Origin of the sequence: Zoogloea sp., assembly GCF_044344315.1 — a bacterium.
Classification (GTDB): Bacteria; Pseudomonadota; Gammaproteobacteria; order Burkholderiales; family Rhodocyclaceae; genus Zoogloea.
The window spans coordinates 18,010-34,599 of sequence record NZ_JBIJDC010000009.1; the positions used below are offsets into that span (position 1 = coordinate 18,010).

The window sequence follows — 16,590 nt, forward strand, 5'->3', positions numbered from 1 at the left end:
GTGAAGCTCATCACCTCCCGCGACAATCCGGCGGTGAAGCACCTGCACGCCCTGGCCACGTCCGCCCGGGACCGGCGCAGGGAGGGGGAAACCCTGCTCGACGGCGCTCATCTGCTGGAGGTGGCGTTGGCACGGGGCATTGCTCCACTGCAGGTGGTGGTGAGTGAAAGTGGCAAGGCCCTGCCGGAGATTGCGTCCCTGCTGGCGCGCTGTGCACCGGGTGTCCTCATTGAAGTTCCCGACCGGGTGTTTGCCCACATCAGCCCGGTGGACTCGCCCAGCGGCGTGCTGGCCCGGATCGCCATCCCGGCGCAACCCGACGCGGGGCCGCTGGTGGATACCTGTGTAGTCCTCGACGGTGTGCAGGATCCGGGCAATCTCGGCACCATCCTGCGCACGGCGGCGGCGGTCGGCGTGGAGGAGGTGCTGCTGACGCCGGGCTGCGCCCAGGCCTGGTCGCCGCGGGTGCTGCGGGCCGCCATGGGGGCGCACTTCGGCCTGCGTCTGCGGGAAGGTTGCGATGTCGCCCTCGCCCTCGCCGGTTATCCGGGGGCGATCCTGGCGGCGGATCTGCGCGATGCGGTTGAGCTTTACGACATGGACCTGCGTCTACCGGTGGCCTGGCTGTTCGGCTCGGAAGGGCAGGGGCTGTCTCCTGCGGTGGCCGCCCTGGCCACCCGCCGGGTGCTGATTCCGATGCCGGGCGGGATGGAGTCCCTGAACGTGGGGGTCGCCGCCGGGGTATGCCTGTTCGAGCAGCTGCGCCAGCGCCGTTCAGGCCGGTAGGCTGACGTTGGCCGCTGCCCTCGCGGCTTCGCCGTCAGCCTGAAAGGGAACGACGCCGAGCAGGGGCGCTTCCATGCGCAGGCGCAGGGCATCCAGATTCTCCTGAAAGCGCAGCATGGCCGGATCCACCTGATTGGCGATCCAGCCCGCCAGCCTCAGGCCCCGGGCCTGGATGGCCTCGGCGGTGAGCAGGGCATGGTTGATGCAGCCCAGGCGCATGCCCACCACCAGGATCACCGGCAGACCCAGGTCACAGGCCAGGTCGGCGGTGTCGTAGCCGGCATCCAGGGGTACGCGAAAGCCCCCTACGCCTTCCACCAAAACCACGTCCGCCTGACGGTTGAGTTCGTCAAAGGCCTCGAGGATACGTCGGGCCTCGATGCGCACGCCTTCCTCGGCCGCGGCGATGTGCGGGGCAATCGGGCTGGTCAGGCAGTAGGGGTTGAGCAGGGCGAGACCGGGGTCGAAGCTGCCGGCCGCGCGCAGGCGGGCAGCGTCCTCATTGATGAACTGACCCTGGATCGTTTCGGCGCCGGCGGCCACCGGCTTCATGCCCACGGCCTTCAAGCCGCGGGCCCGGGCCGCGTGGAGCAGGGTGCAGGTGACGAAGGTCTTGCCGATCTCGGTGTCGGTGCCGGTGATGAAGTAGGCGCTCATGTCTTTTCCGCGAGGAGCCAGAGAGTGTCGTAGGAGGCCGGCAGTCCGGCCGGCGTGCGGTGTATCTCGTAGGCCTTGACCAGCTTGTGCCAGGCCGTCTTGCCCAGAAGCGTTCGGCGCGGGGCTCCGGTCTGATGGGCCCCGAGGGTCTTGATGTCGGAGAGCAGACCACGCAGGTTGGGGGCCCAGGCCTGGAGGGTGTCGCGCTCGCTGGCCAGGATGCGCAGCCCGGCGTCTTCGGCGGCGTCCTCGATCACTTCCGGGGGCTGGAAGGGTAGAACGTGCTCGTGGGCGTCCACCAGCCGGAAGGCGTCGCGCAGCTCGTGCAGGGTGCCGGGGCCGAGGGTGGCGATCCACAGTTGGCCACCGGGGCGCAGGCTGCGCGCCAGTTCGGGCAGGGCCTTGCGTGGGTGACACCACTGCAGGGCGTAGCTGGACCACAGGGCGTCGATGCTGGCGTCGGCCAGGGGCAGTCTCTCGAGGTCGGCGCACAGGGGCAGGGCCAGACCAGGGGGCTGGCGGCGCAGCATGGCCGGGGCGAAATCGAGGGCGATCAGGTCGGCATCGGGGAAGTGGCGCCGCAGTCCCGAGAGGGCATAGCCCGTGCCGCAGCCGGCATCAACGATGCGGTGGGGCCGAAGCGCCTGGGCCGCGACCATGCTGAGAAGGCGGTCACAGGCGCTACGCTGGACGGCGGCGACGGCATCGTAGGCATCGGCGGCCTTGTCGAAGGCGGCACGGACGGCGCGCTTGGGGGCCGGTGCATCAGTCACGGGCGAAGCCCTCGATCAGGCTGGCGCAGTCTTGCGGGCGTGACAGGAAGGGCGCGTGGCCGGCATCGGCGAAGATGCTCAGGCGCCCGTCGGGCAGGGTGTCGGCCAGCCATTCGGCGGCGGCGGTGGGCATCAGGGTGTCACCGGCGCCGTGGAGCAGGCGGACGGGCTGCCGGATCTCCGGCACCGCGCTGCGCAAGTCGATGCTGGCGAGCAGATCCAGGCCGTCGGCGAGGGCTGCTCTGCGAGCGTCATCCGGTGGCGTCGCGGCACTGCCCAGACCATTGACCACCTCGCGCCGGCGCGCGTCGCCGAGCCCCTGCAGGGCGATGAAGCGGCGCTGGGTGCCGGCAGGCTCTGCATCAAAGCTGCGTCGGAAGTCGGCCAGGGTGTCGGCGGGCATGGCGGCCTGCCAGTCCTCGGCCTGCACGAAGCGCGGCGTGGCGCTGATGAGGACGAGTCGGGCGATGTGGTCGGGATGGTGGCGGGCCAGATGCAACGCCAGCTGGGCACCCAGGGACCAGCCGACCAGCAGACTGTTCCCGGGGAGCTGCGCCAGCACGGCGTCGGACCAGCTTTCAAGGCTGTCCCCGGCAGAGGCCGCGTTGCCATGGCCGGGCAGATCGATGATCCGCACGTCCAGGCTTGGGTCCAGGGCGGCTCGCAAGGGGGCCCACACTGCGGATGACAGCCCCCAGCCATGGAGGAGAACAATGGGGTGGGTCATGGCTGTGCGGCCTCCAGACGCTGGAGGGTGGCCACGAGTCGATCGACCTGCTCATTGCTGTGGGCCGCCGAGAGCACGATGCGCAGGCGTGCCGAGCCCTTGGGTACGGTAGGCGGGCGGATCGCCGGGACCCACAGCCCCTCGGCGTCGAGGGCCCGGGAGACGGCCAGGGTCTCGTGGTTGTCCCCGATCACCAGGGGCTGGATGGGCGTGTCGGAGGGTAGCAGCTGCCAGCGCTGCAGGCGCAGACCGGTCTTGAAGCGGGCAATCAGGGCGTTGAGGTGGGCCCGTCGCCCGTCGCCCTGTTCGATCAGCTCGAGGGCGGTGAGCAGGCCTTCGGCCAGCATCGGCGGTGCACCGGTGGTGAAGATGTAGCTGCGGGCCTTGTTGAGCAGCCAGTCGATCACGTCCCGCTGGCCGGCCACGAAGGCGCCGGACACGCCCGCGGCCTTGCCCAGGGTGCCCATGTAGATCAAGCGCGGTGAGGCCAGGCCGAAGTGGGCCAGGCAGCCACGCCCCTGGGGGCCGAGCACGCCGAAGCCGTGGGCGTCATCCACCAGCAGCCAGGCCTGGTGGGCTTCGGCCAGGGCGAGGAGCTCGCGCAGGGGCGCGATGTCACCGTCCATGCTGAACACCCCGTCGGTGACGATGAGCTTCCGCTGGGCGTCGGAGGCGGCCAGCCGTGCTGCCAGGGCTTGCAGGTCGCAATGGGGGTAGCGGATCAGTTCGGCCCGGGAGAGCAGGGCGCCATCCACCAGGGAGGCGTGGTTGAGCTTGTCGGCGAAGATGGCATCGCCGCGGCCGACCAGGGCCGGCATGACGCCGATGTTGGCCATGTATCCCGTGGAGAAATAGAGTGCATCGTCCATGCCGGTGAAGGTGGCGAGGCGCTGCTCCAGGGCTTCGTGGGCGGCGTAGTGGCCGCTGACCAGGTGCGAGGCGCCGGAGCCGGTGCCCCAGCGCTGGCTGCCGTGGCGGACGGCTTCGGCGATGGCCGGCTCGGCGGCGAGGCCCAGGTAGTCGTTGGAGCAGAAGGCGAGGACGGGCTCCGCCCGGTCGGCCAGGCGCGTATCGGGCCGGCAGGGCGTGGTGACAACGCGGCGGCGGCGGCGCAGGCCGGCGGCGTCGAGTTCGCCCAGCCCGGCGCGCAGTTCGTCCAGCGGGTCGATGTGCTCAGCCAAGGCTGGCCTCCAGAGCGGCGGCGCAGCGGCTGGCGAGCAAGTCGATCTCCTCGTCGGACAGGATGTAGGGCGGCATGGTGTAGACCGTGTTGCCGATGGGGCGCAGCAGCAGTTCCCGGTTCAGCGCCTCGGCGAAGAAGCGGTGGGAAAAGCCGGCGGGCGCATCGGCCACGTCGAAGGCCAGAATCATGCCCTGCTGACGCAGGTGGCGTACCTTCGGGTGGCTGCCCACTGCGGCCCGGAAGGCCTCGCCAAGGCGGGCGGCCTTGCGCCGGTTGGCGAGGATCACATTGTCCTGGGCGAAGATGTCGAGGGTCGCCAGGGCGGCCCGGCAAGCCAGCGGGTTGCCGGTGTAGGAGTGGGAATGCAGGAAGCCTCGGGCGGTGTCGTCGTCGTAGAAGGCCTCGAAGACCCGGTGGGTGGTGAGGACGATGGACAGAGGCAGGTAGCCGCCCGAGATGCCCTTGGACAGGAGCAGGAAATCGGGCCAGATGCCGGCCTGCTCGCAGGCGAAGAAGCTCCCCGTGCGGCCGCAGCCCACAGCAATCTCGTCGGCAATGAGGTGGACCTGGAAGCGGTCGCAGAGCTGGCGGGCCAGACGCAGGTATTCCGGGTCGTACATGACCATGCCGGAGGCACCCTGCACCAGGGGTTCGACGATCAGGGCTGCGGTCTCGTCGGCGTGGGCCACGAGGTGAGCTTCGAGGGCGGCGGCGGCGCGACGGGCCACATCGGCAGCGCTTTCACCGGCTGCGGCCAGGCGGGCGTCGGGGCTGGGCACGCAGGTGCCACCGCGGACCAGGTCGGCATAGGCGTCACGAAACAGGGCGACGTCAGTGACGGCCAGGGCGCCGACGGTTTCACCGTGGTAGCTGCCGGCCAGGCTGACGAAGCGGTTCTTGCCCGGTTTGCCCTGGTTGCGCCAGAAATGGACGCTCATCTTGAGAGCGATCTCGGTAGCCGAGGCGCCGTCGGAGGCGTAGAAGGCGTGGCCGAGCTGGTGGCCGGTGAGGGCGGCGAGGCGTTCGGAGAGTTCGACCACCGGCTCGTGGGTGAAGCCGGCAAGCATCACGTGCTCCAGGGTGTCGAGCTGGGCCTTGAGGGCGTTGCCGATGCGCGGGTTGGCGTGGCCAAAGAGGTTGACCCACCAGGAGCTGATGCCGTCCAGGTAGCGCCGCCCGTCCATGTCGAAGAGCCAGGCGCCTTCACCCCGGGAGATGGGGATCAGCGGCAGCTGCTCATGGTGTTTCATCTGGGTGCACGGGTGCCACACCGCGGCGAGGGAGCGGGTCAGGAGGCGGGTGTTGTGCGGACTGGACGACATGGGTGGATCGGAGGCGACTCGGAAAGTGAAAAGTGGAGCGGCCAGGGCATGGCGGCTCCACTCGGCGGACCGGCCTGCAGCGCCTGGGGCGCTGCGTGCAGGTGCCAATGCTCAGTAGGCGTAGATGCTGGCGCTGCCGGCACCGACGGCCGTGTAGATGCTCTGGGCATTGATCAGACCGTACAGGGTGCTGCCCGCCAGCGGCGAGGTTTGTGCTGTCCAGGTGGTGCCCGTGATCTCCCGGGTGTAGATCGTTCCGTTGGTGCCCAGGGCCACCAGTCGCGAGGCCGCAGACACGGCGGTCAGGTTGCCGGCAAGGACGGTGCTGGTCCAGGTACTGGCATCATTGCTGGTGAGCACGGTGCCGTCGGCACCGACGGCCACGAAGGTGTAGGTGGTGACGCTGTTGCTGGTGGTGGCTACGGCCGCCACTGCGGTGAGGTCACCGGTCTGGGTGGTGGCCGTCCAGTTGACGGCGTCGGTACTGGTGAGCACGGTACCACCGCTGCCAACAGCCACCCACACACCCTTGGTGGAGTAGGCCACGCCGCGCAGGTTGGCGGTGACGGCCGGCGTCACCGAGGTGGCGTTCCAGGTGATGCCGTCGTTGGAGTAGCGCAGGGCGCCGTTGTCGCCCACGGCCACCACGGTGGAGCCGTTCGTGGCGATGGCGTTGAGGGTCTGGGTGGTGCCCGTGGCGCTGCCGGGGACGGTGGTCCAGGTGTTGATGTCGGCGCTGTAGGCGGCGGTGCCGTTGCTGCCGACGGCCACGTACTTGGCGATGCTGCTTGCGTACACCACACCCTTCAGGTGGACGCTGCTGTCGACGAGCGTACCGGTCGGGGTGATCCAGCTCAGGGGCTCGGACGAAACATAGTTGCGGCCGGTGGTGGTGTCGGGGGTGCGGAAGATTGCCCCATCATCGCCAACAGCCACGTACGAATAGGTGCTGGCACCGCTGGCGGTGAGGCCATAGGCGACGCTGCGCAGGGTCTTGCCCGCGCCCAGGGTGCCCCCCGTGTACCAGGTCGAGCCAGCCAGGCGGGTGGTGGCCGTCTGCACTGTGGCGCCAGGCCCGCCCTCGCCGCCGTCCTTGCGGGCATTGACGGTGAAGGCGTACTGGGTGGCATCGGTCAGCCCGGTGAGCACGTAGGGCGGTGACACCTTGAGTCGGTAGCTGGCGGTCTTCTCGCCTGGAGAAACGCTGGTACCTGCCTTGAACCACAGCCAGTAATCCACGCCCGCTTCGGCAGTCCAGTTGATGAAGGCCTGGTTTTCACCCGCCACCACGGTGAAGTTGGAAGGTGCCGGAGCGGAAGAACCTCCTCCACCGCAGGCGGTGAGGAGTGCGGTCAGGGTGGCAGCAAGGATCAGGCGGCGTTGGGGCAGGAACATGGAGGCAGGACCATCAATGAATGGGGCGATCCCGGATTCTACAGCAGGGGGGCTGTCCTGCCAGCGCTCCCGTGCATGGCGCGCTGGCAGGGGGCGGCCTCAGACCGAGGCTCATGCCGCAGATCAGACGATGGGTACGCCGCTGAGTTCCTTGAGCAGGATTTCCTGGGCAGAGCGGCGCGTGGTGCGCGGGTTCTTGCGGCGATACTGGTTGTCGTTGCCCAGCTCCCAGGCCTGGCAGTTGTCGCCCAGGTAGGGGCGCAGGCCTTCCTTCATTACACGCCGTTTCACTTTCGGGTCGAGGATGGGGAAACCGATTTCGATGCGCTTGAAGAAGTTGCGCTCCATCCAGTCGGCACTGGACAGATAGAGCTTGTCGGCACCATCGGCCCCGAAGTAGAAAATGCGGTGATGCTCCAGGAAGCGTCCAACGATGGAGCGCACCCGGATGTTCTCCGAGAGGCCGGCGACACCCGGCTTGAGGGCGCACACGCTGCGGGCGATCACGTCGATCTCGACGCCGGCCTGGGAGGCTTCGTAGAGCGCTTCGATGGTCTCCGGTTCGAGCAGGGCATTGACCTTGACGATGATGCGGCCCTTGCGCCCGGCCCGGGCGATCTCGGCCTCATCCTTGATGGCCTGTACCACGTTGGGCTGCAGTGTGAAGGGCGCCTGCCACAGGTGGCGCAGGCGTCCGGCCTGGCCGAGGCCGGTGAGCTGCTTGAAGACTTCGGCCACGTCGGCGCCGATCTCTTCGTTGGCAGTGAGCAGGCCGAAGTCGGTGTAGAAGCGGGTGGTGCGCGGGTGGTAGTTGCCGGTGCCCAGGTGCGCGTAGCGGCGCAGGGTGCCTTCCTCGCGGCGTACCAGCAGGAGCATCTTGGCGTGGGTCTTGTAGCCGAAAACGCCGTACACCACGTGAGCACCGACCTCCTCGAGGCGGGCGGCCCAGCTGATGTTGGCCTCTTCGTCGAAGCGGGCCATCAGTTCGAGCACCACGGTGACTTCCTTGCCCTTCTGGGCGGCCCGCACCAGGTGTTCCATCAGCACCGAGTCAGTGCCGGTGCGATACACGGTCATCTTGACGGCAACCACGTCGGCATCGTCGGCGGCGGCCTTGAGCAACTCGATGACCGGCTCGAAGCTCTGGAAGGGGTGATGCAGCAGGATGTCCTGGCGGCGGATGGCGCGGAAGATGTTGTCCTGCTTTTCCAGGCCGCGGGGCCGGGCGGGCCGGAAGGAGCGGTACTTGAGATCGGGGCGCTCAACCCAGTCGGGTACCTGATTGAGGCGCACCGGGTTGACCATGCCGGGGACCCGATAGACGTCCCCGCGGTCGAGACCAAACTGGGTCATCAGGAAGTCCGCCATGGCCTCTGAGCAGTTGTCGGCGATCTCCAGGCGCACGGCATCGCCATAGTGGCGCTGCTGCAGTTCGCCTTTCAGGGTGGCGCGCAGGTCCTTGACCTCTTCCTCGTCCACGAACATGTCGGAGTTGCGGGTGACCCGGAACTGGTAGCAACCGAGCACGTTCATGCCTTCGAAGAGCTCGCCGACATGAGCGTGCAGCATGGACGACAGGAACACGAAGCCGTAGTCCACGCCGGTGAGGTCCTTGGGCAGGCGGATGACCCGGGGCAGGGCACGCGGGGCCTGCACGATGGCGGCGCCGGAGTTGCGCCCGAAGGCATCGCGGCCTTCCAGCTCGACGGCAAAGTTGAGGCTCTTGTTGAGCACCCGCGGAAAGGGGTGGGCCGGGTCCAGGCCGATGGGGGTGAGGACCGGCATCACTTCGCGGACGAAGTAATCCCGCGCCCACAGGTGCTGGGCATCGGTCCATACCGACCGGCGCAGGAAGACGATTCCTTCGGCGGCCAGCGCCGGCAGGATGGTGTTGTTGAGCAGGTTGTACTGGTCGGTGATGAGGCTATGGACCTCGCGACTGATCCGTGACAGCAACTCGGCAGGGGCCAGCCCGTCGGTGGTCAGGACAAGGCTGCCGAGGCGTTGCTGTTCCTTGACCCCGGCAACGCGTACTTCAAAGAACTCGTCGAGGTTGCTGGAAACGATGCACAGGAAACGGAGCCGCTCCAGCAGTGGTACCGACGTGTCTGCCGCCTGGGCGAGTACCCGGCGCTGGAACTGCAGCAGGGACAGCTCGCGGTTGATGAAGTGATCGGTGCTGAAATGGCGGTCGGAATGAGGGTGCGGCATGCTTCGTCCTTGTGATCGTCCGGATTCGTCCGAAGTATGTGACGGTAGTGTTTCAGGCAGATGACGATGAGGGCGAGGGATTGAATCCGGTAGGCCGACGGGTCGCCGGTGCTAGAATTCCGGGCCTTGGCGCCCTGGGCGTATCTTGTGTGTGATTCATGAACCGTGAGTTGATTGCTGCCATTGATCTTGGCTCCAACAGTTTCCGTCTGCAGGTCGGGCGGATCGTCAATGACCAGATCTATCCCCTCGATGGTATCAAGGAGTCCGTGCGCCTTGCGGCCGGCTTGTCCCCTGATCGCATGCTTGATGCCGCTTCCCAGTTCCGGGGAATCAGCGCCCTGCGCTGCTTCAACGAGCGTCTGCGCGATTATTCGCCGGATGCCGTGCGGGCGGTGGCGACCAACACCCTGCGCGTGGCCAAGAACGCTGCCCACTTTCTGGTGCAGGCCGAGGCCGCCCTCGGCTTTCCGATCGAGGTTATTGCCGGTCGGGAGGAGGCGCGTCTGATTTACGTGGGCGTCGCCCACACCCTGCCCAATCCCCATCGGCAGCAGCTGGTGGTGGATATTGGCGGTGGTTCCACCGAATTCGTGATCGGCAAGAGTTTCCAGCCGATTGCCCTGGAATCGCTGTACATGGGCTGCGTGAGCTTCTCCCTGCGGCATTTCCCCGACGGGCGGGTAGACAAGCGCGGCCTGCGTGATGCCGAGCTGGCGGCGATGAAGGAGATCCAGACCATCTCCCACGCCTACCGGGAGATCGGCTGGCAGGAGGCGGTGGGGTCCAGCGGATCGGCCAAGGCCCTCGTGGATATCCTGGAACTCAACGGTCTGTCGGACGGGGGTATCACCCGCAGCGGCCTGGAACGGCTGCGTGCCTTGATGCTCAAGGCCGGCAACGTAAACAGCCTGCAGCTCGAGGGGCTGCGCCCCGACCGCCTGCCCGTGCTGACGGGCGGCTTTGCCATCATGTGGGCGGTGTTCGAAGAGTTTGGCCTGGAGCGTATGACCTTCTCCGAGGGAGCCCTGCGTCTCGGTGTGTTGTACGACCTGCTCGGTCGCTACCACCACCATGATCTGCGGGACGCCACGGTGGCGGCCTTTGTGGCCCGTTATGACGTGGATGGCGCGCATTCCCGCCAGGTGGCCGAGACGGCCCGGGCCTTCCTGCTGCAACTCGATCCGACAGCAGCCGAAGAGGAAAACGTGGACCGGCGCTTCCTGGAGTGGGCTGCCCAGCTCCACGAGATCGGCGTGTCGGTGGCGCACTCCAGCTATCACAAGCACAGCGCCTACATTCTGGGCAACGCCGATATGCCCGGCTTCTCCCGTATGGATCAGGGGCGTCTGGCGCGCATGGTGCTGGCCCACCGGGGCAAGCTGTCGCGGGTCGGTGCCCTTGAGCCGGAGAGCCCGGAATGGCGTTTGATCCTGTGCCTGCGCCTGGCAGCCGTGGTGCACCGGGCGCGGGATGGTCGCGGCGTGCCACCGCTGCGCCTGAAGCGCGAGGGGCGTGGTCATGTGGTGGTGGCCGATGCCGAGTGGCTGCGTAACCTGCCGCTCACGGCGGCGGCGCTGGAGGAGGAGGAGCGCCAGTGGCAGGCCATCGGGCTGCCCCTGAAGGTGCGCGTCGAACGTGCTTCGGCGCGTAGCCCGGCAGCCACCTGAGGCTTGCCGGTGACCCAGTCCACCCGCCCGCTCCCGGCCATCCGGATCGATGCCGGCGGTGATGGAACAGAGGTTGTTCTGTCTGGCGACTGGACCTTGCACCTGCTGTGCCCCTTGCCCCCTGACATCCAGCGGCAGTTTGCCCTGATCCCGTCGGGGGCCGGATGGAGCCTGGCGGCGGTGAGCCGTCTGGATAGTTTCGGGGCGCTGCTGCTGTGGCGGCGCTGGGGGCGGCAGCGTCCGCTGCGGCTTGAGCTGCCCGAGGCCCTCGCGCCGGTGTTGGCGCGGGCAGAGGCGCTACCCGCGGATGCCCTGCCGGTCGAACCCGGGTATCGCTTTCTGGACGGCACCGCCCAGCTTGGGCGAGGCCTGCATGCGGTCGCGCACCATGTGCTTGGCTTCGTTGCCCTGGTGGGGCACATCCTGATCAGCTTTGGAGGCCTGCTGCGCAATCACGACCGCTGGCCGCTGCGCGAGATCTCGGCCAATTTCTACAAGGTCGGGGTGCGGGCCATGCCGGTGACAGCCTTGGTCGGCTTTCTCATTGGCGTGGTGATGTCCTATCTGTCGGCGCTGCAGTTGCGGGCCTTCGGGGCGGATACCTTCATTGTCAACATTCTCGGCCTGGGCATCATCCGTGAGCTTGGCCCTGTGCTCGTCTCGGTGCTGGTGGCGGGCCGCTCGGGCTCGGCCATGACTGCCCAGCTCGGGGTGATGAGGGTGACCGAGGAGATCGATGCCCTGACCGCCATGGGGATCTCCCGCCATGTGCGCCTGGTGCTGCCCAAGGTGGTGGCCCTGACCCTGGCCATGCCGCTGTTGACTCTGTGGGGGTCGGCGGTGGCGATCCTCGGCGGCATGGTGTCAGCCAAGCTGCAACTCGATTTGAGCTTCGACTTTTTCCTGAATGCACTGCCCCGCGCCGTACCGGCGGCCAACCTGGTGATCGGGCTGACCAAAGGGGCCGTGTTTGGTTTGTTGATCGCCCTGGTGGCCTGCTATTTCGGCCTGCGGGTCCGCCCCAATACCGAGAGTCTTTCCGCCAACACCACGGCGTCGGTGGTGGCCTCCATCACCGTCGTGATTCTGGTGGATGCGGTCTTTGCCATCGCCACCCGTTCTGTCGGTCTGCCCTACCGATGAGTTCCTTTCCCGTCGAACTGCAGGGCGTGTCCACCCGCTTCGGCAAGCAGTGGATCCACAAGGGCATCGATCTGGCGGTACCTGCCGGGGAAGTGGTGGCCTTGGTGGGAGGCTCGGGAAGCGGCAAGACCACCCTGCTGCGCCAGATGGTGGGCTTGCTCACGCCGGCAGAGGGGGAGGTGCGGGTCTTCGGTGAGCCGCTGTTTTCCGGTTCTCATCAGGCACAACTGGCCCGGCGGCGGCGTTTCGGTATGCTCTTCCAGCAGGGCGCGCTGTTTTCCGCGTTCACCGTTTTCGACAACATCGCCTTTCCCCTGCGCGAGTTCGGTGTTCGGGACGAGGGCCTGTTGCGGGATCTCGTCCTGCTCAAGATGGCCATGGTCGAGCTCGCGCCGGACGTGGCCCTGCGCATGCCGGCGGAGCTCTCGGGGGGCATGGTCAAGCGGGTCGCGCTGGCACGTGCCCTGGCGCTGGAGCCGGAGCTGCTGTTGCTCGACGAACCTACTGCCGGCCTCGACCCGGACCTGAGCGCCGCCTTCGTGGCCTTGATCCGCTCCCTTCACCAGGCCCTTGGCCTGACCGTGATCCTGGTGACCCACGACCTGGATACCCTGGCTGCCCTGGCCACCCGGGTGGCCGTGCTTGCCGCCGGGCGTATACTGGCCTTTGGCCCCCTCGACGAAATCATGAACGTGCAGGATCCCTTCATCGACCGCTTCTTTCATAGTGCCCGCAGCCAGGCAGCATTGGCCCGGGGCCACGGGGCCGGCTGATGGAGAACCGTGCCCATGCCATCGCCACCGGCCTGTTTGCCATTCTGCTGAGTGCCGCCGTGGTTCTTGCCCTGTGGTGGTTCTCGGATAAGCGCGAGACCACCCGCGATCTGATACTGGTGAGCGCCGGTAGCGTCAATGGCCTCAACCCCCAGGCGACGGTCCGTTATCGCGGCATCGTGGCAGGCAAGGTGGCGCGCATCGCCCTTGATCCGGCCGATCCGCGGCAGGTGCTGGTAACGGTGCGCATCCGTGCCGACCTGCCCGTCACTACGGCAACGCGGGCTCGGATGGCAACCCAGGGCGTGACCGGGCTGGCCTTCATTGCCCTGGATGATCCGGGCACTGCCAGCCAGCCGCTGGCCGGCGAGGAGGGCATGCCGCCGCGGATTCCTCTGGCGCCGAGCCTTTTAGAGGAGTTTTCCGACACCGCCCTGCAGACTCTCCGGCAGCTGCGCGACATGACAGAGCGTCTTGCCACACTGACCCGGCCTGACAACCTCAAGCGGGTGGAGGGCACCCTGGCCAACCTCGAGGCGGCAAGCCGTGGCCTGGACCTGACCTTGCAAGAGGCCCCGCGTACTTTGGCTGCCGTGCGCCAGGCCTTCAGCAAGGACAAACTCGCACGGGTTGACCGGACCCTGGAGAACCTGGAGCGGGCAAGCGCCGAAGCGGCGCCGATGGTGGTCGAGGGACGCAAGCTGCTGGTGCGGCTGCAGACGCTCAGCGAACGCATCGATAGCCTTGCCGGCACGGCCGGGGAGGGCCTGGCCGGCAGCACCCTGCCGCGCTTCAACATGCTGCTCCAGGAGCTGACGTCCACCTCGCGGCAGCTGTCCGAGCTGCTCGACGAGATCGATTCCTCGCCCCAGATGCTCATCCTCGGGCGCGGCCGGCCCCAGCCGGGGCCCGGCGAGGCCGGTTTCCGCGAGCCCGCGCGATGAGCCTTTTTCGACCGGAATCCTGCCCCGCCATGCCGCGCCTCTTCCCATCCCTGATGCTGCTTGCCGCCCTGGGCGGATGCACCGCCCTGCCGCCTTCGACAGCCGGGGTCGCAGTGCATGACTTCGGCCCCCTTGAGGCGGCGACGCTGGCGCCGGTGGGCATTCCGCTACGTAATGTGGAGGTGGTGCCGGCGCCCTGGCTGGCCTCCAATGTCATGGCCTACCGGCTGGCCTATGCCCAGTCCACCCGCCGTCAGGCCTTCAAGGACAACCGCTGGGCGGCCCAGCCGGCACAACTGGTTGAGCTGGTGCTCAAGCGCGCTTTGCGCGCCGGCGATCCGGCGACCCCTGCCGGCGGCTGCCGGCTGCGTGTGGACCTGGATGAATTCACCCAGCGTTTCGATTCACCACAGGCCAGTCGGGGCGTGATCGAGGCCCGGGTTACCTTGCTGGCCCCGCGCACCGAGCAGCCCCTGGCAGTGCGGGCCTTTGCCCTCGATCATGAGGCGCCTACGGCTGATGCGGCGGGGGGCGTTGCCGCCCTGCGTGCTGGCACGCTGCAGCTGAAGAGCGATATCCGTAACTGGCTGCAGGGCCTGGAGGCTGCTGCCCCCGGCCCCGCAGGAAGCCTGCGCACCCGTTGCGGCAGCTGATTTTTCACGACCGGCAGGTACTTGCCGGCATTTCATCAACTGGAGGAGAACACCATGAACGCCGTCCCCGAAACCAATACCGAACCCATGCTGCTGCGCGTCGATGCCGATGGGGTCAGCACCCTGACCCTCAACCGGCCGGGCCAGTTCAATGCCCTGTCCCGGGACATGCTTGAAGCCCTGCTGTCCGAGCTGGAGGCCATTGCCGCCGACAAGTCGGTGCGGGTGGTGGTCCTGGCCGGTGCTGGCAAGGCCTTCTGCGCCGGCCATGATCTCAAGGAGATGCGCGGCAACTACACCAAGGCTTTCCAGCAGGCGCTGTTCCGCCTGTGCGGCAAGGTGATGATGCAGATCGTGAACATGCCCCAGCCGGTGGTTGCGCGCATCCACGGCATCGCGACGGCGGCGGGGTGTCAGCTGGTCTCCATGTGTGACCTGGCGGTGGCCTCCGATGTGGCCCGCTTTGCCGTCTCGGGGATCAATGTCGGCCTGTTCTGTGCCACCCCAAGCGTCGGTCTGTCCCGCAACATGGGGCGCAAGGAGGCGTTCGAGATGCTGGTGACCGGTGATTTCATCGATGCCGCCGAAGCCCGTCGTCGCGGCCTGGTGAACCGCGTGGTGCCCCTGGAGGCCCTGGACGAGGAGGTGGCCCGCCTGACCGCGTCCATCTGCGCCAAGTCCCCGGCGGCCATTGCCATGGGCAAGCAGATGTTCTACAGCCAGCTTGAGATGGGCCTTGATGCGGCCTACCAGCACGCTGCCGAAGTGATGGCCTGCAACATGATGTGTGAGGATGCGGCCGAGGGCATCGACGCCTTCATGTCCAAGCGCAAGCCGGTGTGGACCGGTAAGTAAGGCCCGGGCGGCTCCCCTCGTGCTGATCGACACCCATTGCCACCTGGACGCCGCCGAATTCGACGGGGACAGGGCGGCGGTGCTTGATGAAGCCCGCCGGGCCGGTGTGGGTGCCTTTCTGGTGCCGGCGGTGGGAGCCGCCAATTTCGACGCCGTGGCAGCGTTGAGTGCCGACAACCCGGACTGCCGGCACGCTTTCGGCATTCACCCGATGTACGTACGGCAGGCGCAGGCCACGGATCTGGAAAGCCTGCGCCAGCGGCTGGCCGCAGGCGGTGCGGTGGCGGTGGGTGAGATCGGCCTGGATGGCTTCGTCCCCGACGGCGACATGCCGCTGCAGCTCCACTACTTCGAGGCCCAGCTCAGGCTGGCGCGGGATTTCGATCTGCCGGTGGTGCTGCACATCCGCCGTGCTCAGGATGCGGTGCTCAAGCAACTGCGTCGCTTTCGCCCCCGTGGCGGCATTGCCCACGCCTTCAATGGCAGCCGTCAGCAGGCTGAAGCCTTCATCAGCCTCGGTTTTCACCTCGGCTTTGGCGGGGCGATGACCTACACCGGCTCCACGCGCATCCGGGAATTGGCGGCAAGCCTGCCCATAGAGCACCTCGTGCTGGAAACCGATGCACCAGACATTCCACCGGCCTGGGGGGCAGGAAAGCGCAACACGCCAGCCAACCTGCGCCGTTTTGCCGAGGTGCTGGCCGCATTGCGGGGCATGGAGGTCGAGGCGCTGATTGCCGCGACGGGGCGCAACGCGCGGAGCGCCATTCCAGGCTTGGCAGAGTTCAGGGTTTAGGGCTCGCCAGGGGCGTGTGGCTGCGGGCAATGAGCTCGCGGATGTCGTCCTTCATGCGTGTGATGTCGCCGTCGAACTTTTCGCAGTTCATCATCGATACGCCGAAAACGTAGGCATAGAGGAGCATGCTGCGGGTCGAGGCTTCGTGCATCGGCACCCCGCAGGCCAGGAACAGCTCCCGGGCGCAGCGCAGCCGCCAGGCGTCCACTTCCTCGACGATGAGCGCGGCGGCGGGGTCGCGGCGGGCCCATTCGCGCATGGCCAGCTCGATCAGGATGCCCTTGCGGTTGCGGCTGGTGCTGTAAACATCGATGACGCGGAAGATCTGCGCTTCCTCGCCGCCGGCCTCCGGCCGGGTCTGCTTGATGATGTCGCGGATGCGCCCGTCCTTCCAGGTTTCGAGAATGCCCGAGAGGAGATCCTGGCGGTCCTTGAAATGCCAGTAGAAACTACCCTTGGTCACATGCAGGCGTTTGGCCAGGACTTCGACACGCACGCCTGTCACGCCCTCGTCGGCGAGGGTGTCGAGGGCGGCCTGGATCCAGGCTGCACGGTCAAGCTGAAGGCGGGGGGGCTTTTCCATACGGCGTAGTATTGACGGTTCGAAGGCCATACGCTACCGTACGGAAAGTGACAAAGCAAGGTGGCCTGTGAGAAGCTGCCACCTGCTGTACCGAACTGCCTCCCGCGCGTCTTCGCGCC

The 16,590-nt window shown here is 67.4% G+C and carries 16 protein-coding genes; 8 read left to right on the forward strand and 8 right to left on the reverse strand.

Features of this window, described 5'->3' with window-relative positions:
- On the forward strand, positions 1-786 hold the full coding sequence (locus ACIQ09_RS03305; protein ID WP_398306060.1) for a TrmH family RNA methyltransferase: 786 nt from the start codon (positions 1-3) through the stop codon (positions 784-786).
- Here ACIQ09_RS03305 and bioD read toward each other — a convergent pair.
- The 7 genes from bioD to ppk1 all read right to left on the reverse strand — a co-directional run bounded on the left by bioD (position 775) and on the right by ppk1 (position 9,054).
- Positions 775-1,443 carry a dethiobiotin synthase gene (gene bioD, locus ACIQ09_RS03310; RefSeq protein ID WP_398306063.1) on the reverse strand — a complete coding sequence of 223 codons (669 nt, stop codon included), beginning with the start codon at positions 1,441-1,443 and terminating at the stop codon, positions 775-777. The two genes, ACIQ09_RS03305 and bioD, sit on opposite strands and share 12 nt — an antisense overlap.
- The gene (bioC, locus tag ACIQ09_RS03315; protein ID WP_398306066.1) at positions 1,440-2,216 is read right to left on the reverse strand and encodes a malonyl-ACP O-methyltransferase BioC; all 777 of its coding nucleotides are present in this window, start codon (positions 2,214-2,216) and stop codon (positions 1,440-1,442) included. Before bioC ends, bioD begins: the two co-directional genes overlap by 4 nt.
- Complete coding sequence (locus ACIQ09_RS03320) at positions 2,209-2,943, reverse strand: alpha/beta fold hydrolase (protein WP_398306069.1); 735 nt, start codon at positions 2,941-2,943, stop codon at positions 2,209-2,211. The genes bioC and ACIQ09_RS03320 overlap by 8 nt, the downstream gene beginning before the upstream one ends.
- Positions 2,940-4,124: an 8-amino-7-oxononanoate synthase gene (bioF, locus tag ACIQ09_RS03325; protein WP_398306072.1), complete on the reverse strand. Its 1,185-nt coding sequence runs from the start codon at positions 4,122-4,124 to the stop codon at positions 2,940-2,942. The genes ACIQ09_RS03320 and bioF overlap by 4 nt, the downstream gene beginning before the upstream one ends.
- Positions 4,117-5,448 (reverse strand): adenosylmethionine--8-amino-7-oxononanoate transaminase, encoded by a 1,332-nt coding sequence (bioA, locus tag ACIQ09_RS03330; RefSeq protein ID WP_398306075.1) that lies wholly within the window; start codon positions 5,446-5,448, stop codon positions 4,117-4,119. The genes bioF and bioA overlap by 8 nt, the downstream gene beginning before the upstream one ends.
- 111 nt (positions 5,449-5,559) lie before the next feature.
- On the reverse strand, positions 5,560-6,843 hold the full coding sequence (locus ACIQ09_RS03335; RefSeq protein WP_398306077.1) for a hypothetical protein: 1,284 nt from the start codon (positions 6,841-6,843) through the stop codon (positions 5,560-5,562).
- 123 nt (positions 6,844-6,966) lie between these two features.
- Positions 6,967-9,054, reverse strand: a complete 2,088-nt coding sequence (gene ppk1, locus ACIQ09_RS03340) for a polyphosphate kinase 1 (RefSeq protein WP_398306079.1) — start codon at positions 9,052-9,054, stop codon at positions 6,967-6,969.
- A gap of 158 nt (positions 9,055-9,212) precedes the next feature.
- Here ppk1 and ppx point away from each other — a divergent pair, with 158 nt between their 5' ends.
- Genes ppx through ACIQ09_RS03375 form a run of 7 tightly spaced genes read left to right on the forward strand, consistent with a single transcriptional unit; the run spans position 9,213 to position 15,888 of the window.
- Positions 9,213-10,724 (forward strand): exopolyphosphatase, encoded by a 1,512-nt coding sequence (gene ppx, locus ACIQ09_RS03345; protein WP_398306081.1) that lies wholly within the window; start codon positions 9,213-9,215, stop codon positions 10,722-10,724.
- Between the two features lie 9 nt (positions 10,725-10,733).
- The gene (locus ACIQ09_RS03350) at positions 10,734-11,867 is read left to right on the forward strand and encodes an MlaE family lipid ABC transporter permease subunit (RefSeq protein WP_398306084.1); all 1,134 of its coding nucleotides are present in this window, start codon (positions 10,734-10,736) and stop codon (positions 11,865-11,867) included.
- On the forward strand, positions 11,864-12,640 hold the full coding sequence (locus ACIQ09_RS03355; RefSeq protein WP_398306087.1) for an ABC transporter ATP-binding protein: 777 nt from the start codon (positions 11,864-11,866) through the stop codon (positions 12,638-12,640). Before ACIQ09_RS03350 ends, ACIQ09_RS03355 begins: the two co-directional genes overlap by 4 nt.
- The gene (locus tag ACIQ09_RS03360) at positions 12,640-13,584 is read left to right on the forward strand and encodes an MlaD family protein (protein WP_398306090.1); all 945 of its coding nucleotides are present in this window, start codon (positions 12,640-12,642) and stop codon (positions 13,582-13,584) included. Before ACIQ09_RS03355 ends, ACIQ09_RS03360 begins: the two co-directional genes overlap by 1 nt.
- Positions 13,585-13,613: 29 nt before the next feature.
- Entirely contained in the window at positions 13,614-14,237 is a 624-nt protein-coding gene (locus ACIQ09_RS03365; protein WP_398306093.1) for an ABC-type transport auxiliary lipoprotein family protein, read from the forward strand.
- Positions 14,238-14,291: 54 nt separating this feature from the next.
- Complete coding sequence (locus ACIQ09_RS03370) at positions 14,292-15,092, forward strand: enoyl-CoA hydratase (RefSeq protein WP_398306096.1); 801 nt, start codon at positions 14,292-14,294, stop codon at positions 15,090-15,092.
- Between the two features lie 19 nt (positions 15,093-15,111).
- A complete protein-coding gene (locus ACIQ09_RS03375) occupies positions 15,112-15,888 on the forward strand; it encodes a TatD family hydrolase (protein WP_398306099.1) in 777 nt (258 codons plus the stop codon).
- Here the strand turns inward: ACIQ09_RS03375 and ACIQ09_RS03380 are convergent.
- The gene (locus tag ACIQ09_RS03380) at positions 15,878-16,471 is read right to left on the reverse strand and encodes a TetR/AcrR family transcriptional regulator (RefSeq protein ID WP_398306102.1); all 594 of its coding nucleotides are present in this window, start codon (positions 16,469-16,471) and stop codon (positions 15,878-15,880) included. The genes ACIQ09_RS03375 and ACIQ09_RS03380 overlap by 11 nt on opposite strands.
- Positions 16,472-16,590 lie beyond the last annotated feature (119 nt).